This window comes from Undibacterium sp. GW821-FHT11H02 (genome assembly GCF_058808015.1).
The window spans coordinates 85,139-104,969 of sequence record NZ_JBXARG010000019.1; the positions used below are offsets into that span (position 1 = coordinate 85,139).

The 19,831-nt window shown below is 46.9% G+C and carries 20 protein-coding genes; 12 read left to right on the top strand and 8 right to left on the bottom strand.

All coding sequences use genetic code 11. From position 1 onward, the window contains the following. Positions 1–7: 7 nt before the first annotated feature. Both AC1RR2_RS17115 and pdxR read right to left on the bottom strand, forming a co-directional pair. Positions 8–2,452: a putative bifunctional diguanylate cyclase/phosphodiesterase gene (locus AC1RR2_RS17115; RefSeq protein WP_493223487.1), complete on the bottom strand. Its 2,445-nt coding sequence runs from the start codon at positions 2,450–2,452 to the stop codon at positions 8–10. Positions 2,453–2,610: 158 nt separating this feature from the next. After that, positions 2,611–4,146 (bottom strand): MocR-like pyridoxine biosynthesis transcription factor PdxR, encoded by a 1,536-nt coding sequence (gene pdxR / locus AC1RR2_RS17120; protein WP_493223488.1) that lies wholly within the window; start codon positions 4,144–4,146, stop codon positions 2,611–2,613. A gap of 103 nt (positions 4,147–4,249) precedes the next feature. On the opposite strand from pdxR, the gene AC1RR2_RS17125 reads away from it, so the two are divergent. The 3 genes from AC1RR2_RS17125 (at position 4,250) to AC1RR2_RS17135 (ending at position 6,139) form a co-directional block, all read left to right on the top strand. Next, a complete protein-coding gene (locus AC1RR2_RS17125; RefSeq protein ID WP_493223489.1) occupies positions 4,250–4,651 on the top strand; it encodes a GNAT family N-acetyltransferase in 402 nt (133 codons plus the stop codon). A 317-nt stretch (positions 4,652–4,968) separates the two neighbouring features. Next, positions 4,969–5,625 carry an FMN-binding negative transcriptional regulator gene (locus AC1RR2_RS17130; protein WP_493223490.1) on the top strand — a complete coding sequence of 219 codons (657 nt, stop codon included), beginning with the start codon at positions 4,969–4,971 and terminating at the stop codon, positions 5,623–5,625. 109 nt (positions 5,626–5,734) lie between these two features. Beyond that, a complete protein-coding gene (locus tag AC1RR2_RS17135; RefSeq protein WP_493223491.1) occupies positions 5,735–6,139 on the top strand; it encodes a RidA family protein in 405 nt (134 codons plus the stop codon). A gap of 68 nt (positions 6,140–6,207) precedes the next feature. Here the strand turns inward: AC1RR2_RS17135 and AC1RR2_RS17140 are convergent, their stop codons facing one another. Continuing rightward, positions 6,208–6,672: an Lrp/AsnC family transcriptional regulator gene (locus tag AC1RR2_RS17140; RefSeq protein WP_493223492.1), complete on the bottom strand. Its 465-nt coding sequence runs from the start codon at positions 6,670–6,672 to the stop codon at positions 6,208–6,210. A gap of 171 nt (positions 6,673–6,843) precedes the next feature. On the opposite strand from AC1RR2_RS17140, the gene AC1RR2_RS17145 reads away from it, so the two are divergent. Next, positions 6,844–7,515 (top strand): glutathione S-transferase family protein, encoded by a 672-nt coding sequence (locus tag AC1RR2_RS17145; protein WP_493223493.1) that lies wholly within the window; start codon positions 6,844–6,846, stop codon positions 7,513–7,515. A 101-nt stretch (positions 7,516–7,616) separates the two neighbouring features. Here AC1RR2_RS17145 and prfH read toward each other — a convergent pair whose 3' ends face one another. Together prfH and AC1RR2_RS17155 are read right to left on the bottom strand one after the other, a co-directional pair. Beyond that, positions 7,617–8,258 carry a peptide chain release factor H gene (gene prfH, locus AC1RR2_RS17150; RefSeq protein WP_493223494.1) on the bottom strand — a complete coding sequence of 214 codons (642 nt, stop codon included), beginning with the start codon at positions 8,256–8,258 and terminating at the stop codon, positions 7,617–7,619. Continuing rightward, positions 8,255–9,415, bottom strand: a complete 1,161-nt coding sequence (locus AC1RR2_RS17155) for an RNA ligase RtcB family protein (RefSeq protein WP_493223495.1) — start codon at positions 9,413–9,415, stop codon at positions 8,255–8,257. The genes prfH and AC1RR2_RS17155 overlap by 4 nt, the downstream gene beginning before the upstream one ends. A gap of 535 nt (positions 9,416–9,950) precedes the next feature. Here AC1RR2_RS17155 and AC1RR2_RS17160 point away from each other — a divergent pair. Beyond that, on the top strand, positions 9,951–11,279 hold the full coding sequence (locus tag AC1RR2_RS17160) for an NAD(P)/FAD-dependent oxidoreductase (protein ID WP_493223496.1): 1,329 nt from the start codon (positions 9,951–9,953) through the stop codon (positions 11,277–11,279). Between the two features lie 102 nt (positions 11,280–11,381). Here AC1RR2_RS17160 and AC1RR2_RS17165 read toward each other — a convergent pair whose 3' ends face one another. Together AC1RR2_RS17165 and AC1RR2_RS17170 are read right to left on the bottom strand one after the other, a co-directional pair. Continuing rightward, complete coding sequence (locus tag AC1RR2_RS17165) at positions 11,382–12,581, bottom strand: hypothetical protein (RefSeq protein ID WP_493223497.1); 1,200 nt, start codon at positions 12,579–12,581, stop codon at positions 11,382–11,384. Between the two features lie 4 nt (positions 12,582–12,585). Further along, positions 12,586–13,725: a carboxylate-amine ligase gene (locus tag AC1RR2_RS17170; protein WP_493223498.1), complete on the bottom strand. Its 1,140-nt coding sequence runs from the start codon at positions 13,723–13,725 to the stop codon at positions 12,586–12,588. A gap of 317 nt (positions 13,726–14,042) precedes the next feature. Between AC1RR2_RS17170 and AC1RR2_RS17175 the strand changes: the two genes are divergently transcribed. The 4 genes from AC1RR2_RS17175 to AC1RR2_RS17190 all read left to right on the top strand — a co-directional run bounded on the left by AC1RR2_RS17175 (position 14,043) and on the right by AC1RR2_RS17190 (position 16,666). Continuing rightward, complete coding sequence (locus tag AC1RR2_RS17175) at positions 14,043–14,459, top strand: hypothetical protein (RefSeq protein WP_493223499.1); 417 nt, start codon at positions 14,043–14,045, stop codon at positions 14,457–14,459. A gap of 47 nt (positions 14,460–14,506) precedes the next feature. Beyond that, entirely contained in the window at positions 14,507–15,307 is an 801-nt protein-coding gene (locus AC1RR2_RS17180) for a beta-eliminating lyase-related protein (protein WP_493223500.1), read from the top strand. Next, the gene (locus tag AC1RR2_RS17185; RefSeq protein WP_493223501.1) at positions 15,217–15,657 is read left to right on the top strand and encodes a hypothetical protein; all 441 of its coding nucleotides are present in this window, start codon (positions 15,217–15,219) and stop codon (positions 15,655–15,657) included. Before AC1RR2_RS17180 ends, AC1RR2_RS17185 begins: the two co-directional genes overlap by 91 nt. Positions 15,658–15,976: 319 nt before the next feature. Then, positions 15,977–16,666, top strand: a complete 690-nt coding sequence (locus AC1RR2_RS17190) for a DUF3108 domain-containing protein (RefSeq protein WP_493223502.1) — start codon at positions 15,977–15,979, stop codon at positions 16,664–16,666. 151 nt (positions 16,667–16,817) lie between these two features. Here the strand turns inward: AC1RR2_RS17190 and AC1RR2_RS17195 are convergent, their stop codons facing one another. Continuing rightward, entirely contained in the window at positions 16,818–17,768 is a 951-nt protein-coding gene (locus AC1RR2_RS17195) for a LysR substrate-binding domain-containing protein (RefSeq protein ID WP_493223503.1), read from the bottom strand. A gap of 120 nt (positions 17,769–17,888) precedes the next feature. On the opposite strand from AC1RR2_RS17195, the gene AC1RR2_RS17200 reads away from it, so the two are divergent. From AC1RR2_RS17200 to AC1RR2_RS17210, 3 genes are all read left to right on the top strand, one after another. Next, positions 17,889–18,473: a hypothetical protein gene (locus tag AC1RR2_RS17200; RefSeq protein WP_493223504.1), complete on the top strand. Its 585-nt coding sequence runs from the start codon at positions 17,889–17,891 to the stop codon at positions 18,471–18,473. A gap of 118 nt (positions 18,474–18,591) precedes the next feature. After that, complete coding sequence (locus tag AC1RR2_RS17205) at positions 18,592–19,080, top strand: GNAT family N-acetyltransferase (protein ID WP_493223505.1); 489 nt, start codon at positions 18,592–18,594, stop codon at positions 19,078–19,080. Between the two features lie 121 nt (positions 19,081–19,201). After that, complete coding sequence (locus AC1RR2_RS17210) at positions 19,202–19,660, top strand: DoxX family protein (RefSeq protein ID WP_493223506.1); 459 nt, start codon at positions 19,202–19,204, stop codon at positions 19,658–19,660. Positions 19,661–19,831: the final 171 nt, after the last annotated feature.

The window sequence follows — 19,831 nt, forward strand, 5'->3', positions numbered from 1 at the left end:
AACTACTTCAATCCGGGCGTGAAATAAACGGTGAGTTCGCCTTACGCCACAATAAAAACGCATCTGTCTGCATAGGTTTTGCGGCGAAGTAGCCTTGTATGTAGTCGCACTGTAGTTGTTCTAATAATGCCCATTCAGATGCCGTCTCCGCGCCTTCGGCGACTACCGACAAGCCCAAGCGATGCGCCATTTCTATAGTTGACTTCAACAATACCGCTGCGTCGCTGCCGGCCACAACATCGCGCACAAATGAGCGGTCTATCTTCAATTCCGCAACGGGCATTTTTTGCAAATAGGCGAGCGAGGAATAGCCAGTACCAAAGTCATCAATGGATAAACTAAAGCCGGCATTCTTGAGTGCTTGCATAATCTCGATAGCGGTTCTGGGATCGTGCATAGCGGCGCTTTCGGTCACTTCTAGCCGAATGTCTTCAGGATGTGCGCCGAATTGAGTAGCAAGATTCTGCAAGTTATGCACAAAATTTGATTGATGCAAATCCACCGCTGAGATGTTCACAGACAATTGCAAAGGTGAACCTGCCGCTCGTGCCTGCGCACAAAACTTCATTGCGCTGGCAATCATCCATTCCGTGATTAAACATATTCTCCCCGTCTGTTCTGCGAAAGGCACAAATTCAAAGGGTCCCACCAAACCGCGAATCGGATGTTGCCAGCGCACCAAGGCCTCTGCACTCACCACCAGACCATCTGTCAAGCGCACCTTGGGTTGCAAAAACATACGCAACTCAGCTTCCTCAACGGCCCGGCTCAATTCGGACAATAATCCAAGATCAGCGCGTCGACCGGCCTCAAAGTCAACACAGTATTCCATCCATGCTTTGTGCTGCGCACGTCCCGTCTCTAATGCAATCTCAGCACGCCGCAATAGCTGCGCCATGCTGAGTCCTGCCTCATTGGTATTCACGATACCAATCGACAAAGTCAAATCAACCATTTGACCATGTTCATCTACTGGATGCGAAAAATCATTTTCTATCTTCGCCCGTAGTGTCGCAATCTGGGACACATCGGTCCATAACAAACAGAATTGATCGGCATGCAGACGGCCTACTTGCGCACCTTCGATTGCCGTCAAACGATTGCCCGCGACGGCCAATAGCTTGTCTCCAATCTCAGGACCCAGGGCGCCATTGATCGCACGAAAGCGATCTATATTCAGCACCAGCACAGCAAAACTTTGACCTCGTTGTAGCAGTTGTTCACCCGCACGCCTTATCATTTCGCGATTGGGCAGGCCAGTCAAAATATCATAAGACATCAGACGTAATGCCGCCTGTTTCAGGTTTAAGGTACGCACTGCCAGCGCCACGCAGAACAACAATGGCAACACCAGATCAGAAGTCACGCCGAGTATGCTGCTTAAGGAAGGGCTCACGATTAACCACGCGAAAAATGCAGTAGGCCATAGCTCATTGAGTTGATAGGGTCCCCAGAATGTAAAGATCATGATGTTACTCAGGAGGAGAATTCCGGCCGCACTATTGCCTCGCCGCCATGCGTACCAACAGCCCAAAAAGAGTAAGGGATAGGCCGCACAGATAATCAAAGCAAAATTAATCGTTTGACCTAGGCTTCCCTGAACAAACCATAGAGGTATTTCCAAGATAAACAACACCGCAGTCAAGCGCGATAATTGATTGATGCGAGGTGCAAATTGTGCAAAATCAGCGATACGGGCAAATGACAACATCCACACCGCATTGATCAAAGGGTACATCGCCCGTGATACCCAGCGTGCATAGTCAAAATTCGAGCTTAAATTGAAAATCAAGGGTTCGAAAGGATTGAAAACGCGGATAACAACGCTCAAATATAAATACGTTGCCATCCATGCATATGCGCTATCGCGAAGTGCAATCCCAAAGACGGTGCAAAAGAATGCCGCCACCAAAACAGCAGTTGCAACGGCCAAACTAATATTGGCACTAGCACGGTCATGTTCTATCAATGCCGCAGTTTCTTTCGCCTGAATGCTTATGGCTAAGGGGATTAGCACGCCTTTTGATCGCGTCGACACTTTGAGATACAGTGGCAAAACCCACGCTGGATCATTAGCAAAAATAATATGATTGGTACTGAGAACGGCATTGACACGCGTCCCCACTCTTTCGCCACGCGCTAGCAAGTTTCCATAGGCATCAAATAATTGGAGATTGGCCCAACCGTTTTCTACAGTGAGATGTTGCGGTGCTAAAGGTAATTGATTGATCCGCACCCAGCATGTATCAAATCGAGGATCAAGCGGCACGATATCAGTTTGCGTCCTCTGCCAATCAAGCACAGTGTTTTGGGTCACGGTACCGGAAGGCGCTTGACCGCACCAGAAATCGATAGGCAATTGTGCGGCATGACCAGTAGCACAAAAAAGCGAACCGAGAACAAATACCCATCGTAAGTAATTAACGACAGCGTCAATTGATCGAATTAACATGGTTGCGCATACTCTCGTGATCGAGTGGGTAGAAAAGCCATACACGGACTGCAGGCCAGTTTCGCATAAAGGTCGCTCGCATTGTTCGTTTCCACTTTAGCATAAGCCTATTAACAATGTCATCATGTTATTCGGAAGCACCGACGGCGCAACAGGACCTAGCGCTTTGCTTGCATTACATCACGTAACAACAAGCTACTACTTTCTATTTCTTGTTCAGTCAGCGATGAAAATCCCAACAATAGTCCAGGTGAAATCGACGCACCCATCTCATAGGCGTCAGGCGATAAAAAATACGAGAGCGGTCGTAGCTCTAAGCCTGCGGCCAAACCCGCTTTAACCACGGCGTTCTCAGAGCGATGCTTTCTAAAATGGACTGCGAGATCTAAACCGCCATCGCTGGGACCACAACTGAGGGTATCCGCAAGATGCGTTTGAATTGCATGCATTAATGCAGCCTGACGTTGGCCGTAAAGTTTGCGCGTACGTTTGATGTGCCGGCCAAAGTAGCCTTCTGCAATGAAATCAGCCAAGACCATTTGCGGCACAATCGCGGTATGTCGATCAACAATCGCTTTGGCCTGAGTGACCGGAGTGACCAGTGTGGGCGGCAGCACCATATAGCCGAGTCGCAAACCGGGAAATAAGACTTTCGACATGGTTCCTACATAAATGACGCAATCATTTTTATCCAGGCTTTGCAATGACGCGATAGGCGCACCGTTGTATCTATATTCACTATCATAATCATCTTCTATCACCCACGCCGACCGCTGCTTCGCCCACGCCAATAAGGCCAAGCGTCTTTGTAAGCTCATGGTCATTCCCAAGGGAAGCTGGTGCGAAGGCGTAACATAAACTAATTTTGCCTTGGGATAGTGAAGCGCGCCCCAGTCGACATCCAGACCATCTCTATCGACCGGTACATGACACACTTGTGCCTGAGCTGCATGCAAGCTCGCAATCACACCTCGATAGCCGGGCGACTCTACCCATGCAGCATCGTCAGGATCGAGTAGCACGGTCGATAATAAATACAAAGCTTGTTGCGATCCTGAGGTAATAATAATCTGCTCAGGATTGCAAACCACCCCTCTGGCAGCCCTTAAATACACCGCCAAAAGTTCACGTAAGCGAGCGTATCCGGCCGGATCACCATAGCCTAATTTATCTTCATGATGGCGCCAGCGGCGCGCCTCTAAGCGTGCCCAGACATCAAATGGAAAGACATCGAGACCTGGCATACTCACTCTGAATGCTCGGGTCTTTTCTTGATGCACAGGTACAGGTCGGGCGCAATCAACAAATTGCCTGCCTCTTTTTGAAAGCGCAGGCGTAGTTCGCTCCACATTGCGCGTGGGTGCTGCGTGCGGTCTGCTTATGATTGCAGTAGCGCTAGTAACATCGGGCAGATCGACATTGACATAAGTGCCCTTGCCTACCGCGCCCGACAAATAGCCTTCCGCCAGCAATAATTCATAGGCATTCAACACGGTTTGCCTGGAAATCAATAAACGTTGACAAAACTCCCGGCTCGGAGGCAACTGCATACCAGCAGGTAGCGCCCCCGTCAGTATTGCCTGTTTCACCGCTGTATACAGTTGACGAAATAGCGGTCTATCTGAGGTTCTATCAAGTTGTAATGAATCGAGGAATAAAGACATAGGCGTATTCTCAAAGGGCAGGACTAGCATTGATTCGAATTTAAATTGGTAGCTCAATATTACTTCTTATTGGCACTTTTAAACAACCAATCGAAAAACTAAAATGAGGGCATCGATACCACGAAAGCGTCCTATGCAAGATATCAAATACCACTTTGATTACGAACTTACAGCGATTCAGCTCGCTGACATTTTTGACCGCGCTGGCTTGAAACGTCCTACTGATGATTTAGCGCGAATGGCGCAAATGCTGGCTTATGGCAATCTCTTGATCACCGCTTGGGACGCTGACAAATTAGTCGGCGTGGCGCGCTCTTTAAGCGATTTTTGTTTTTGCTGTTACTTATCGGACCTGGCGGTCGATGAAAACTATCAGCACCGTGGCATAGGCAAACAATTGATCGCATTGACCCAAGAAAAAATAGGGCCAAAAACCACTTTACTACTACTCGCCGCACCCGCAGCAATGGCCTATTACCCGAAAGTGGGATTCGAGGGCGTGCCGAATGGATGGACGATCAAACGCACGCAATAACTTAATCAGACTAGGGCCTGTTAACATTTAAATTGGGAGATGCGTTCAAGCCAAAAGGCGGGATGGCAAGGCGTAGTTCGCCGCCGAGGCTGGTGCCTCGGCAAGAGCTGCAACGCTGTCCATCGCGCGTTTTGGCTTGAACCCTTCGGGAATGGGTAAAACGGGCACATGGCGTTGTTGCAAGTCGCTTACAGTGCTCGCACTGCGGCGCGCCTTGACGCCTAGCCCTGTGCCCGTTTTTCCGCATTCGCACTCCCAATTTAAATGTTAACAGGCCCTAAGCAAAATCAAGCATCGCCTCTTTTAGACATAAGCACATGTACACACCCAAACATTTTGATGAAACAAATCTTGCCTCCATGTTTCAACTGATACAGAGCTACCCTTTGGGTGCTTTAATCAGCTTAGATCAGGGTGGCATCAACGCTAATCACATACCATTTGAAATCATCGCACCCACCAAAGATGCGCCATTTGGCACACTCAGAGCCCATGTAGCGCGCGCCAATTCCGTATGGAAAAATCCCGATCTCTCACACCACGCTTTGGTGATATTTCAAGGACCGCAAGCCTACATTACGCCTGCCTGGTATGAAGAAAAAGCACTCAGCGGAAAAGTGGTTCCCACCTATAACTACGCCGTAGTGCATGGTTACGGAAAATTAAGCGTGAGAGATGATGCGCAGTGGCTACGACAACATCTTGAAAGTCTAAGTAGTCAACAAGAAAGTACGCAAACGACACCATGGAAACTCAGTGAGGCACCGGACGACTATATCCAGAAATTACTGAGCGCCATCGTCGGCATAGAAATTCCATTGACCCGCTTGCAGGGCAAATGGAAAGTGAGTCAAAACAGGTCTGAGCAAGACCGTGTCAATATTGTGACCGGACTCAGATCAAGTCAGAATCACACTGCGCATGCCATGGCAACACTAGTTGAGAAATATCAGAAAAGCGAAGTTATTGTTTAGCGAAAAAAATACGCATCAAGATTACTTCCTTGGTTAAATAGAAACCAACAAAAAGACATGAGCTAGCACTGTGCTATAAGCTAAATTCAACATTCAAAAAGGGCTACAAATGCGGCAATTCATTACGTCCGGTGATGGACTTCCTAAATGGTCTACACCGATCAGCCATGCAGTTGTGGTTGATAACATCTGCTATTTGAGCGGCCAGCTTTCCATTAGCGAAGATGGACAGTACATTCCGGGCTCTGCAAAAGAAGAAGCGAGTCGTGCTTTTGCCAATCTTTTTTCAGCTATCAAGGCCGCAAATTTCTCTATCAGTGATTTAACCTTTGTCGATATTGCCTTCACTGACTTAAACGAGCTTAGCGAGGTCAATGAATTGTATACTGAGCTTTTCCCGGAGGGTCAAAGACCCGCAAGAACGATTTATCAAGCTGCCGCTTTACCATACGGCGGGAGGGTGAAAGTGATGGGTGTTGCCATCAAAGAACGGGGGCGCGAAGCAGCGAATTAAACGGTAGGCCCTAAGACATGTTGACACTATATTTTGGCAATGTGTCCTACCTGGCGCCATTCGCTTAATCAGCCCAGCGGTAGCTGCAAGCCGACTTTCACGGCCTCCATCACTACCGTAGTATGGAATTTTTGCACCGCTGCATTGCTATAAAAAAGACGATGGGTAAGTAACTCGTATTCACTCATATCTTTAACAGAAATAATCAATACGAAGTCTTGATCGCCTGCTACTGCATAACATTGTTGCACTTCAGGCGCTGCACTCATCATCTTCTTAAATTGTGCATTAGTCTCGGCCCTGCCTATCTTTAGGCTCACCGACACAATCAAAGTCAAGCTAAGGCCAAGTGCTTTAGGGTCAATCCTCGCTTGTTCGGCGACTATCACTCTTTCGTCGCGCAATCGTTTTATACGCCTCTGTATCGCGGTGGTGGACAAAGCGACTTTTTGCGTCAATTGCTCGGAAGTTTGGCGACAGTCATTTTGCAATTCGCGCAGTATGATTAAATCAAAATTATCTAGCTGATTCATTTTTGCAGGATTAGGGCGTTTTTAGAAAAAATTTAATGTTTCGCGGCATTGATGAAGTTTTTTTGCAGTCCTACTACACCCACCCAGCGCTATGATATCGCTGCATGCAAGATCTTAGCCATCATTCACACCACGCAAATTGTACATTGCTAGACTACGAAGGAAAAAAATATGAAATTAGTGCTCTACTCTGGCACAAAAAATGCCTCCAGCTGGGCGATGCGCGCCTGGCTAGCATTGAAAGAACAAGGTTTGGATTTTGAAGAACGGGTGGTTGACATACGTCGTCCACAGCGCTTCAAAAATCTCGCCGCCATCGCTACTTTCTCACCTCCAGGTGCAGTTCCTGTTCTACTAGCGGATGATGAAGTGATTTTTGACTCCCTCGCGATCATGGAATTAGCGAGCGAACTTGGTAGTCAGCCGCTTTTGCCGCAAGACCTCATAGAACGTGCCCGCGCCAGATCGATGCTCGCATGGCAGCACAGCGGCTTATCGAATATTTGTCAGCGCCTATCGTTTGAAAGCGCTTTTTATCCTGAGAAGCGCGCACTAAGTCAAACGGAAAAAACACAGATCGCTTTTCTATTTGAGGTGTGGGAGAAGCAATTATGCAAAAGCACCGGACCTTATTTATTTGGCGCTCTGTCGCTAGTTGATTTAAATTTTGTCCCTGCGGTATTGCGCCTATTCCGGCATGATCCTGATCTCACCGCCTTCCCACTGGTGGCAACATGGGGTGAGCAATTATTACAGCGTGCTAGCGTACAAGAATGGTTATCAGAAGCCGATAATCTGGAGCACGTCTGGTATGACGATTATTTACTAACTGAGAAAAACTAAGGATTCAGCTCTCAATCCTTCGCGTTGACACCTTAATCCCATTAAAAAACGGAATCGAATCTCGATTCCGTTCTTGTTTCACTTTGGCTTAGGATCTGCCATCAAGTCATACGTCTGAATTCCATCCCTTTAAACACCAGCCTTGCACAACCACGTTCCAACTTGTGATGCGCATTTCTTAGTTCGCTTCGTTGTTGCTGACCACGTTGTTCATCAAGTTCAATTAGCTTTTTTTCGATCAAGAGTCTGGCTAATTTTTTATTGGCAAATTGACTGCGTTCAGTCTGCACCTTCACGCTGATCCCCGTCGCTACATGCGTCGCCCGTACTGCACTATCTGTCTTATTGACATGCTGCCCTCCCGGGCCACTGGCACGACAAGTTTCATAGTGAATGCTGCTACTGTTCTCTTGTTCTGCAAGGTGAAATAGGCGAATGCTGATAAACCAATTTTTACGTGGATGACGCGCTCGGTAAGGACTTTCACATATCCATTGCAAAGTCCCTTGCCAGGTCGAAATCCAATCCAAATGACTAGCGTCATTTTGACTACTATTGGTAGCAGCCTGAACACTCAATAAAACGGACTTAAAGGTGACTGGACTTGCTGCGGCTTCCGCTTCTACAAGTATGAGTTCACATTGATTAATGCGCGCTTCAACTTGTAAAGCTTGCCAAGCTTTCGCAACGGCGAGACAGCATTCTTCAGGACCTTGCCCTGCACTGATTTGTAACAAAATCATACGCAGCACCCTCCTGATGTTTTATAACTAAGCACTGGTTTGAGTCTTGCGACTAAACGAATCAAGCCTGTTTCTAGCAAGGATGACATAATCGTATCTATGGCTTTATAGGCTTCCGGTGCCTCTTCAAACAGCAAGGCTTTGTCTTGACACACGACGTGGCTACCAAAATGCGTTCTGGTCAATTGCGTCGTCGTATAGCGTTTATTTAAACGCGCTTCACATTCACTTCGCATCCACTTTCTACCAGCACCATGCGCCAATGAAAACAAACTTGCGATAGCAAATTCAGACTCAAGTGGCTGCACCAAATACGAGTAATCACCGCGAGATCCCGGAATAAGAACTAGGCCTTGATCGGCTGGTGTCGCACCTTTTCTGTGTAAGTAACCAGTCTCATTTTCAATCACCACTTCACTCAAAAAATTATGATGAATATCGAGTATGGTTTCGGCATGGGTAGACAGATTCGAACAAATGCGTTCTGCGATTAACTCACGATTGGCTTTAGCGAATGTTAATGCACGCGCGTGTTTCTCTAAGTAGGCTGTGGCAGATGAGGTACCTGCCAGCAAACCAGCATGTCCGTGCAGATCAATATGTTCACGCAAAATTTGCCCCCCAAAACCCCGCGAACCACTATGTACCAACAGCATAATTTGCTTAGCATCGAGTCCATGTTCAGCAAATAAGCTGCTATCAAGCACTTCATCGAACTGCTGTAATTCTGCAAAATGATTACCAGCACCTATCGTACCTAAGCTCTGCTCGAAACCAGTGTCCGCTAATTGAAAATCGGCAACCCGTTGTCGCCACCCGTCACTGAGCGAGACCAAAGGTGCATCAATATTGCCGAGACGTTTCACTAATTTGGAAACCGATAATTTGGCAGTTGAGATATCCGTTTTAAGAAAACGCATACCACAACCTATGTCTCCACCGATTAAGGCTGGATACAATCGACCAACAGAGAAAAATGCCGCGCCCACAGGATAACCACGCCCAGGATGTAAATCAGGCATGCCCGCTACCCGGCTCATGCCAGGTAGTTTTGCTGTAGTTTGTAATTGCTGGATTGCGCCTCCTTCAATCCATGTTTTTGCTGAGGCGATCACAGAAATATTTTCTGCGATGATTTGTAAAGAAGAATTGCCCATAAGGATCAACCTGTAAAAAAATGCAGGTCATCGTCAGGACGGGTGTGCAGCGTGTCGGCTGAATAGCTGCGACCTCAATCGAGAAGTAACAGATACAAAGGAAAAGCTGTTATGCCTGACGCAACCCGCTATCAATAAAAGCGTGTTGTAAGTGCAGGTTGGATGGGTTCATGGTGGACTCCTTATTTTTATTATTGACAGTCTGAGCGTGCTCAATAGAGGTGCGCTATCGGAATTATTTAAGCGCTAAAGCACGTCGAGGAAAATGAATCGCAATTAAATTAGCGATTCGTTTTTTTATTGTAACAAGCTTTTTGCAAATCGCAAAACTCAGACTTCTCTATTTTCCTGCAACGCAAACTTCTAAGCAGGAGTAGAATTCGCACATCTGGACTGCAAATATTTCATAAGGAGCGACTCATACTGCCACTTAAGTCAGAGAATCTATTTCAAGAAGAAATTAGACTGCCTCATGTTTTGATCTAATTCAGTGTAGTGGTTCTTGAAATAGCTTTTTAAACTTCAAGGAAATAAGATGAACGGATCTATAGGAGAAACACTGCATCAAATTGTGATTGTAGGTGGCGGCGCAGGTGGATTGGAACTTGCAGTGCGCTTAGGTAAACGGCTAGGTAAAAAACGTAAAGCGCGTATCACTTTGATTGATGCGAGTCGTACCCATTTATGGAAACCTTTGTTACATCAAGTCGCTGCTGGCACTTTAGACAGTCATGCGGATGAACGTGAATATTTTGCCCTGGCTCGCAGCAAGCACTTTGATTTCCGTCTCGGTCGCATGCAAGGCTTATCGCGTGAAAAGAAAGAAATTTACCTTGCACCAACGATAGACGAAGACGGCAATGAACTTTTACCGCAACAAGTTATTCACTATGATCAACTGGTCATCGCTTTAGGTAGCCAGACTAATGATTTTGGTACTAAGGGTGCTAAAGAAAACTGCATCATGCTTGACTCACTACAAGCGGCAGAACGCTTCCATCACAAACTCATCAATTGTTGCCTGCGTGCGCAGTCACAAAACCAAAATGCGGGCGAAGGCCGTTTTACTGTCACTATCATCGGTGGTGGCGCCACTGGTGTGGAGCTGGCGGCGGAACTGCATATGACCACCAAGATTTTATCCAGTTACGGATTGGTAAATTTCCATCCTGAAAAAGAACTGAAAATCGTCATCGTCGATGCTTCACCACGCCTACTACAGATGCTGCCCGAGCGCTTATCCGATGCGGTGGCTAAAGAATTGCGCAGCATCGCCATTGAAATTCATACCAATGAAAAAGTGGTTGAAGTCAGCAAAGAAGGCGTCGCGATGGCGAGCGGTAAATTTATCCCTAGCGGTATCGTGGTGTGGGCGGCAGGTATTAAGGCGCCCGACTTTTTAAAGGACCTCGATGGTTTAGAAACCAATCGACTTAATCAACTGGTGGTACACAGCAATTTGCAAACCACGCTCGATCCGGCTATCTTTGCTATCGGCGATTGTTGTGCATGCCCACAAGGAGAAGGTCTACCGAATGTGCCACCGCGCGCGCAATCTGCACATCAACAAGCGTCTTGCCTGGCAGATTCTTTATGTCGCTCGCTAGCCGGAAAATCACTCAAAGACTTCGTGTACAAAGATCACGGCTCACTGGTCTCATTGGGTAATTACAGCACTGTCGGTAGCCTGATGGGCGCGATTGCCAGCGGTTCTGTGTTTATCGAAGGTACATTAGCGAAATGGATGTACTGGTCGCTACACAAACATCATCAGGTGGCAGTCAATGGCTGGTTTCATACCTGGTTATCGACCTGGGCAGAGACCATAGACAGAGTGCGCAATCCTAGGATTAAGTTGCATTGAGCTGCATTGAGCTGCATTGAGCCGCATTAAGTAGCGTTTAAATTTGAGATGCAAAGTGATGGCAAATCAAGCAGCTGCCATCACGTACGGTAGACACGCCCCCTACTCGCTTGGTGGCCTGTGCAGAATATTCGCCCCCTCGCCCTCGCGGCCTTGAAAAAAGCTAGCTGAGGCCTGCTCTGCGCAATACATGCGCACGATCTGCATTGCAATCCATGCTTGCTTGGTTTGATCGAGCTTCACTATCAGGCGCACCTCAGCATAAACTTTCTCACCAGCTTTGTTGGTCATCACGGGATAAGGGCGATAACGTGGCTGCACTAGCCAGTTCTCTGCCTGATCCAATTGATCCAATTCTTGTTCGCTAGGACTGATACGTAAATCTTTGCCGCCACAAGAGAAAATATTTTTTGCGACCAGTTGCCGCGCAGCTAGGTTTAGGTCACGCCACTTATGCCCTCTGACATTCTCGGGCTCAAAAGGAATCTTAATTTCTGAAGCCAAGCCTTTGTGCACCAAAAAATACCAGGCAGGATGGCTATGCCAATTGACCTTAGCAGCCTGTAGCTGTTTGAGAAAAGCATCATTATCATCGAGTTCGCTCAGAATCAAACGATTAAGGATCTTGTCATGCTGAATGCGTTTGCCGTTCTGCTTTGAAAATAAAAGCCCATCGGCATTGATCTCGATTTGATGTGGTTCGACGATGGGTAAATTCCATAGCACAGAAGTCGCATGCAGATCAAAAAGTGTGCCGCGTTGCCAGGGCTGATATTCCAACAGCGCTGGATTGTCGCCACCTGCTACCCAAGCTCGGCAAGTTTGCAACCAATCTGTATTTCCACTTATTTTCTGCCACGGCGGACAATCCGCCAATTGCGGCCATAACTGACTATGTGCTTGATGCAGTCTATAGCCCATGGTCAACAAAGAAGTGAAGGCTTGGAATTCAACTAAACGAATATCCCAAGCATCAGTATCCCCTTCCTCATCGAAAATAATGGCGTAATCGACCGTCAGCACATCAGCAGCACTAGCGTGTTGCCACCCCTTGGTGCGCATAGGTTCCGCTTGCAAATTCGGCTTGAGAATGTCGCACAAAGCCGCAACTCGCTTCGTTAGCATATCTTGCAGACGCTGCGATGCGATCAGCGGCCATTCTGAAAATAGCACTGGCTCCGCAGGCAGGTGACTGCTACCTGCACATTGCGCCCACAGATGATGAATGCTTTCTTTCGATTGTGCTGCGCTCTTCTGTAGCTCGAAACTCAGGGCATGGAAAGGATGATCAATTGCCGGCATAGACTTATTGCATGTAACGCCCAGGTGCAAACTGCGCTCCCTCAGTCTCATGGATCAGATGTTGTACTAAGCTCTGATAATTTTCCGAACGTTTAAAAATGCCTCGTTGTATATCAGCAGAAGCACCTTGTATGAACAGGGCTGCCAGTTTTTCACGCAGACCTTTCAGTAATCCCAGCTCTTCAGCAGCAGGTGTCAGGCGTAACAACCATTGATCAAAATACTCGTGCAGGCTGACCGGTGTTTCGCTATACCAGTCTATCAAAGTCGCTGCCAGACCACGGCGGCGCACCCGCCATTTATTCTCCTCCAGGCAAGCACGTGACAGCGGTTTTGGTAAACGTCCACGCTGAAAATCCTGTACTAGGGTTGCGACTTCACATTGTAGTAAAGCAGTGATCAACCAAATATGCTCTAAGGACGGCGTAGCGTCACAAATCCTGACTTCTAAGGTGTGATAACGATGATGCAATCGTAAGTCTTCCCACATGCCATGTTGTGCTTCCAAAGTACCGACCTTACGCAATAGTTCTATATGATCAAAATACGCTTCTTCAGATTGCCAAATGTCGGGCGTCCCCATGCGAGGTAGACGGTCTAGCATAGAATGACGCCAACTCTGCATGCCAGTATCACGACCTTCATAAAATGGTGAACTAAGAGAAATCGCAAGCACGGGAGCTAGGCTATTGCGTAGTGAATTGAAAATCGCCATAGCTGGTATACCTTTGGGCAAACCCAAATGCACATGAAAGCCGTAAGACACCAAGCTACGCATAATGTCCGCATACTCATCGACTAAACGAATGTAGTGCTGATGTTTATCGGAGTCTTTATTGATTTCTTGTTCTTTCCAATTCGAAAATGGATGCACACCTGCCGACAGTATGCGCTGTCCCTGCGCCTGAGCGCGCAAACGAATGATGTCGCGCATATCACTGACGCTAGCAACGATCTGATCAGGCGTATGACAAATCGGTGTCTGCAACTCGACAACCGCTTTGTGCAACTCACAAGAAGAACTGCCATTACGATCCGGAAAGTCAGACTGACCGCGTTCGAAATCATGCGCAGCTAACTCCAGACTGTGTTGATCAACAATCTGCAATTCTTCTTCTGCACCCAATGTAATCCAATTCGGCATCTCTTAGGTCCTTAATAAAGTTACTAGCAATGGCGGCTTCCAGACTTGAAGTAAACAAGGCAAAGGCAAACTTATGCTTATTAGCAAACATGGAAATAGTCTTAGCAACACTGTAGTCTGAAGCAGTTAGTTTCAATTGATGCATTAAAGGGCAATATAGGTTCCAGTTTGAGGTTTTGAATGTCGAATGTCTGTGAGCTATGGCAGCGTGCAACGGCGTGACAAATCATTACCGAAATGATTTATAAGTCTTGGCACCCTGGAATCAAGCGTTCTACAATGTGATGCCCACATCACGCTAAATTCAGGAGCGCACTATGCATCCGATTCTAAGAAACATTTTGGCTATCATCGCTGGCGCTGTTGTCGGCAGCATGGTGAATATGGCCTTCATCACGATGAGTGCAGTCATCATTCCTCCGCCAGAAGGCGCCATAGTCACGACGACAGAGGGCCTAAAGGCATCCATGCATTTATTTGAAGCCAAGCATTTTATCTTTCCGTTTATAGCGCATGCTACGGGTACTTTGGTCGGCGCGCTCCTGGCTGCGCTGATTGCAGCCAGCCATAAAATGCGATTTGCTTTGGGGATAGGCGTGTTGTTTTTGGCGGGTGGCATAGCCAGCGCATTCATGCTACCTGCTCCGGTCTGGTTTATGCTGGTCGATATTGGTTTTGCTTATCTACCTATGGCGTTTCTGGGATGGAAGCTCGCCATCAAGATCGTGAAATAATCCTAAAAAAATATTACTTTCCTAAATCTTCCTTTCGCTTCCACATTATGACACTCAATCGCCGCCAATTTCTGGGATCTGCCTTACCACTAGTCGCTGTAGGATCTGCTGCGAATGCCGCAAAGTCGTCCAACTATGCTAGCAGCGCGGAAGCCGACACCCAGGTATGGCTGGCGGGCGATTCCTTGCCCTATCCAGTTGAAAACGAAGCGAGCAGATTGCAAGGGCTATTACTCAAGCACGCCAAAGTCGCTGACTCCTACCTTGGCGGTGGAGCGGTCGTCGCCTTGGAAGAAAAATTCTCTAGCTTACTGGGTAAAGAAGCTAGTGTATTTATGCCGACCGGAACTATGGCAAATCACATAGCGATCCGTATCTTGTGTGGTGAAGCTAAGCATGCACTGGTACAGCAAGAAAGCCATGTGTACCGCGACGAAAGTAATTGTGTCACGACACTCAGCGGTATTAATATGGTGCCACTGGCAGCTGGCAAAACAGCACCCAGCGTAAGTGAAATAAGCGATGCAATAAATCGTGCAGAAATCGGCCCCTATCCGATTAAGGTAGGCGCGATTTCGCTGGAAAGCCCCGTGCGACGTACGCAGGGTGGCACACTGAGTATGGAGCAGATAAGAGAAATTGCTAAGCTGGCGCGCAGCAAACGCATTCCCATGCATCTGGACGGCGCTCGCCTGCTTCTGATGTGTGGCATGCCGGGTTTTGAGGTCAAAAAAATTATTGCGCGGCTTTCGATACCGTGTATGTCTCACTATATAAATATCTGGGATCACCCTACGGCGCTATACTTTCTGGCACAAAAATTCAGATGGAGAAAGCGCGTGAACTAAGGCATATATTGGGTGGCACGCAGTCCACCGGATGGCATGCCGCGCTTCCTGCCTTAGACGCACTTGATGGGGTCGAACAACGATTCACTGCAGTTCGTCATGCTGGCGAAAACCTGTTATCAGGATTAGAAAAATTGAGTGGATTTACGGTCCATCGCGTTGAGCAAGGCAGCAATATCGCAACACTGGAAGTATCGGCAAGTCGTCAAGCAGGATTAGAGCAAAGGCTTAAAGAAGCCAACATACGCGCCAGAAAAGTTATCGATGGCAAACTGAGTTTACAATTCAACGAAAGCCTGTTACGCCGCGATACTGGCTTTCTGGTAGCAGCTTTTGCGGGTAAGGATTAAGTAAGCAATAAAGTTATCGATCTCCGGCACATTGCGCCGCGCGCACCGCTGGGCAGCTTACTCATTCACGTTCGCTGCCTTTGCATTCTGAGCGTCCCCACTCGACCCACACTCGTCCCCTCTCTTCATCCTAAAAAAAGCCCTAGCCATCCATAACATTAGCCCTTTCATCGCACCGCGATTTTGCGCTAAAAAACCCTGGGATAGGATGAAGTACTTTCTCTTAACTCTGCTCGTATCCTCTCAACGGATTAGGCAATTTACTTGAGAAGTCATCATTTACGCCCTCTATTGCTTAATTTATTTTTGAAGGAGAATCATGCTTCTAGAAACTTTGTTCATGGCCGCCATTTTAAGTACACCTAACGGCAAGCTAATCAAAAACGAAACCACCTGTTACACCACGACTGTACAAAAAGCCGAGAAATCTGAAATCGTCGGCTACACCTTGCAAGCTATCGAGCGCAGTAAAGTGGGCGATCGCGAGGTCTTTAAAATTCTTATACATCAGCGTATGTTCGGTGGAAAATTTGATATGCGCGACAGCTTTATAGTCGATGCACAAGACTTGCGAGCGATTGAATTTATGAATGAGCGGCAGGGTAAGCAACACGTTCGTCTGAGCTACGGCAACGACAAAATTCGTGGTACACGAATGAAAGCCGATGGTGCTACTGAAGCGATAGAAGTAGCGATACCGGGGCCCATTTGGGATGCAAATTTATGGGGGCTCACATTTGCGGCGTTGCCACTAGAGAAGGGTGCGCAGTTAAGTTTGCCTACATTTCACTATGATAAAGGACGGGGTGAATTCAACATCAATGTTAAGGGACTGGACGCAGATATCTGGCAACTCGAAGTCGGCGCAGAAGGCCAACCCAAAGCGCACTATCAGATAGGACACTCGCCAAGGCGCGAGCTTGGCGTCAAAGCAGGTCCATACTCTAGCTTTATCGGTGGAGATTGCACTGGTCTAGGGCCTAGCACAGCCAGCAAGCCTTTGATGTAAGGCCCGCAGCAAAGTTGGAGAAATGCGTAACTAAGGTCTCCGCATTAGCTTGGCCTGGTATTAGATGGCGTCGCAAAGTCGATCGCCATCTGATGCCGCCGCTTGATTTGCAAAATTAAACCCTAAGTCTGCAATATCAAGCTAAAAATTCTCAGACATCTAACCATTTGATGGCGGCCATTTGAATGTCGTGCTTCGCTGTAAAATCGGCAGCGGCTTCATTGAGCCAATTAATCACATCTAGCACCGCCGCGTCGGCCGGGCTTTTGAGATCCGACAAAATATAATAATAAAACTCAGTCTTTAATCCAAAATCGGACAATCGTCTTAAGGCGCCGCTCTCTATCTTATCAGCGACCAAGCTATGTCGTTCAAAAGCAATGCCATGCCCATGTTCTGCTGCTTGTAACACCAAATTGCTATCATCAAAACTGATACTACGACATTCAGCTGCCGCATCGATATTTAATCGCTTAAATAAGTGCGCCCAACTCGACCCTGCGCCTTGTGTATTTATGTGCTGCAATAGAGTGTGAGCGAGCAATTCTTGTGGTGCTGCCCAGTGAATATTCTGCCAACGATCTGGCGCTGCGACGATGTAATAAAATTCTTTTAGCCATATGTGGACCTTCAGCTTAGACCATTTTCCTATATCTTTACCGAAGCGTATCGCGATATCGACGCCACGCTCACCAATTTCAGCTAAATCCACACTGGCTTGAATTTGCAAATTAATCTCTGGATATTTTTGATAGAAATCATGCAGCCGTGGCAGCAACCAATAAGCGGCAAAGCTCGGCAACACGGATAGTCTGACCAGCTTCTTTTTCGAGACATGATGTTGTGTGATGCGAGCAATTCCTTCATTTAGTTGAGTCAGGCTAAGGCTGACCGTGTGGTGTAATTCGCGCCCAACGTCGGTTAGCTGAACACCATTTTGGCGCTCGAATAAGATTAAGCCTAACTGATCTTCCAGCGATTTAATTCTATGGCTCACTGCACTATGTGTGAGGTGTAGCTCATCGCCAGCCTGACGAAAATTTTGCAGACGTCCGGCCACTTCGAAGATACGCAAATCATTGAGGCCGGGAATTTTTTTCATGGTGATTTTGCAGTTCAAACTACGTGGTTAATTTTTCTCAACAGGCTGTTCAAAATTTGTCGCTAGTGAGCCATCGCATGGTCATTCATACTAAGGTTTTTAACTCAGAGGCGCAAGCGCATGAAACATTTCTATTCCGGCATGAACACAATGGCACTCACCTATTTTCAAACCAGGTTTAGTTTGCTTTTTTTCGTCATGGCTATATTCACACTCTCGCCTGTTGTGATGGCGCAAGAGCCTAGCCCGAGCAAGATTCTACATAAAGAGGCCAGATTACAAGATGTCACGAGTATAGACGGGCTGATGAAAGCCTATTACGAGGTCGTGTCTGGTGCGGCCAATACTCCGCGCGATATCGCCAGAGATAAATCCTTGCATCACCCCAATGCCCAGATATTTCCATTAGTACACGATAAAGAAGGAAAACCACAATTACTGGTTTTTAACGTTGAATCATTTCATCAGTGGAGTAAGCCTGTCTATGATGCTGGTTTCTACGAAACTGAAGTTAAACGCAAAATCAGTTCGTTTGGACGCACCTTCCATGTCTGGAGTACCTATGAAACGCGCAGCACACCGAACGGCCCGGTAACCGGTCGAGGGATCAATAATATTCAACTTTATTTCGATGGTACTCGCTATTGGATATTGTCCGAAACCTGGGATTCTGAGCGCCCCAATAATCCTATGTCTGAACCTTAAATACTTTAAGTGAACTAAAGACTTGCAAAGCGAATTGCCTAAGTCGCATGTCAACATATGTTGTCTGGCATATGTTAAAATTTTTTCGGAATTTCTATCATAAAAAATTAGGCGCTGTATGATCCGATCTGCCGACAAAGATGATTTCGATTTCATCTATGGCCTTTATATGCACCCCGATATCAACCCATTTTTATTGTATGAGTTGATGGATGAAAATAGTTTTAGACCTATCTTTGAAGGCCTGCTCGCGGATGCTGTGTTGTATGTCTTTAGTGCATCCGATGACAGCACCTCGCCGACTGGCATGTTCAAGTTAATTCAACTCAAACATCGCACTTCACATATTGCCTACTTGGGTGGCGTTGCTATTCATCCCAAATTCGCAGGCCAAGGTCATGGCGTTCGTATGATGCAAGAAATTATTGCGCTCGCTAAGTCTAAAGAAATAAAACGTCTTGAATTAAGTACTGGCGTGCACAATCTTCGCGCTGCTGCATTGTACGAAAAATGTGGATTTCAACGCGAAGGCATTTTGCGCCATTTCACTTACCTCAAAAGTGAAGATAGTTACATCGATGAAATTTTGATGTCCTATTTGTTCTAATAAGCACATTCCCCGAATCTGCTCTTTAAGCCCACAGCTTCGGCGACTCATCACAGAGTCAAGCCTGTGAATCTCAAGCTCAGCATAATGACATCTCAAAACTTTTTTTCAGGAGATGTTGATGAACAAACTTTGGCGTGATTTTCCTTACCTGAGCGTAGCACACAGCTATCTGATTTTTCGCTGGACTTTGGCTGGCCTATTTATGGCGCATGCAGTGCTACGCTTTACAGTGCCAGATTATTTCCATACTTTTGGAGACTATCTTGAAAAACGCAATGCAATACTGCCGTATGCCTTGCCCTACATCGCGACCGCAATAGAAATTGTCGGTGGTCTGCTATTGGTTTTCAATCGCATGGTGAAATGGGTGGCCTTGGGATTTTTTGCTATCAGTTTTGGTGGCATACTGACGATACATGCGCGCCTAGGTTGGTTCGTTGGCGAATGGGGTCAAGGTGGTTGTGAGTACAGCGTTGCCTTGTGCGTGATGTGCCTATTGTTGGCGGCAATGGATAGAGATAAAGAGAAAGAGAAACGAGAAGAACACGCATATGCGGACATCGCAAAAGCGCTCTGAATTTTGAGCTTAAATCAGAAAGATATTTAAACTCTAAATAAAAACAGGTGTCACAAAAGATTTGTGGCACCTGTTTTTATACTTTAGTTAAGACCACTAGTGTCCGGTTAAAAATCGAATAAATTCAATTGGTTAGCGGTGGGTGCTGTTTCAGAAATGTAGCCATCGGTC

Excerpts from the sequence above, each read along its gene's own strand:
- AC1RR2_RS17175 (WP_493223499.1), top strand. The coding sequence starts at position 14,043 with ATGCATCCGATTCTAAGAAACATTTTGGCTATCATCGCTGGCGCTGTT.
- AC1RR2_RS17190 (WP_493223502.1), top strand. The coding sequence starts at position 15,977 with ATGCTTCTAGAAACTTTGTTCATGGCCGCCATTTTAAGTACACCTAAC.
- AC1RR2_RS17210 (WP_493223506.1), top strand. The coding sequence starts at position 19,202 with ATGAACAAACTTTGGCGTGATTTTCCTTACCTGAGCGTAGCACACAGC.
- AC1RR2_RS17130 (WP_493223490.1), top strand. The coding sequence starts at position 4,969 with ATGTACACACCCAAACATTTTGATGAAACAAATCTTGCCTCCATGTTT.
- AC1RR2_RS17145 (WP_493223493.1), top strand. The coding sequence starts at position 6,844 with ATGAAATTAGTGCTCTACTCTGGCACAAAAAATGCCTCCAGCTGGGCG.
- AC1RR2_RS17155 (WP_493223495.1), bottom strand. The coding sequence starts at position 9,415 with ATGGGCAATTCTTCTTTACAAATCATCGCAGAAAATATTTCTGTGATC.
- AC1RR2_RS17180 (WP_493223500.1), top strand. The coding sequence starts at position 14,507 with ATGACACTCAATCGCCGCCAATTTCTGGGATCTGCCTTACCACTAGTC.
- AC1RR2_RS17160 (WP_493223496.1), top strand. The coding sequence starts at position 9,951 with ATGAACGGATCTATAGGAGAAACACTGCATCAAATTGTGATTGTAGGT.
- AC1RR2_RS17140 (WP_493223492.1), bottom strand. The coding sequence starts at position 6,672 with ATGAATCAGCTAGATAATTTTGATTTAATCATACTGCGCGAATTGCAA.
- AC1RR2_RS17135 (WP_493223491.1), top strand. The coding sequence starts at position 5,735 with ATGCGGCAATTCATTACGTCCGGTGATGGACTTCCTAAATGGTCTACA.
- AC1RR2_RS17200 (WP_493223504.1), top strand. The coding sequence starts at position 17,889 with ATGAAACATTTCTATTCCGGCATGAACACAATGGCACTCACCTATTTT.
- AC1RR2_RS17115 (WP_493223487.1), bottom strand. The coding sequence starts at position 2,452 with ATGTTAATTCGATCAATTGACGCTGTCGTTAATTACTTACGATGGGTA.
- pdxR (WP_493223488.1), bottom strand. The coding sequence starts at position 4,146 with ATGCTAGTCCTGCCCTTTGAGAATACGCCTATGTCTTTATTCCTCGAT.
- AC1RR2_RS17165 (WP_493223497.1), bottom strand. The coding sequence starts at position 12,581 with ATGCCGGCAATTGATCATCCTTTCCATGCCCTGAGTTTCGAGCTACAG.
- AC1RR2_RS17125 (WP_493223489.1), top strand. The coding sequence starts at position 4,250 with ATGCAAGATATCAAATACCACTTTGATTACGAACTTACAGCGATTCAG.
- AC1RR2_RS17170 (WP_493223498.1), bottom strand. The coding sequence starts at position 13,725 with ATGCCGAATTGGATTACATTGGGTGCAGAAGAAGAATTGCAGATTGTT.
- prfH (WP_493223494.1), bottom strand. The coding sequence starts at position 8,258 with ATGATTTTGTTACAAATCAGTGCAGGGCAAGGTCCTGAAGAATGCTGT.
- AC1RR2_RS17205 (WP_493223505.1), top strand. The coding sequence starts at position 18,592 with ATGATCCGATCTGCCGACAAAGATGATTTCGATTTCATCTATGGCCTT.
- AC1RR2_RS17195 (WP_493223503.1), bottom strand. The coding sequence starts at position 17,768 with ATGAAAAAAATTCCCGGCCTCAATGATTTGCGTATCTTCGAAGTGGCC.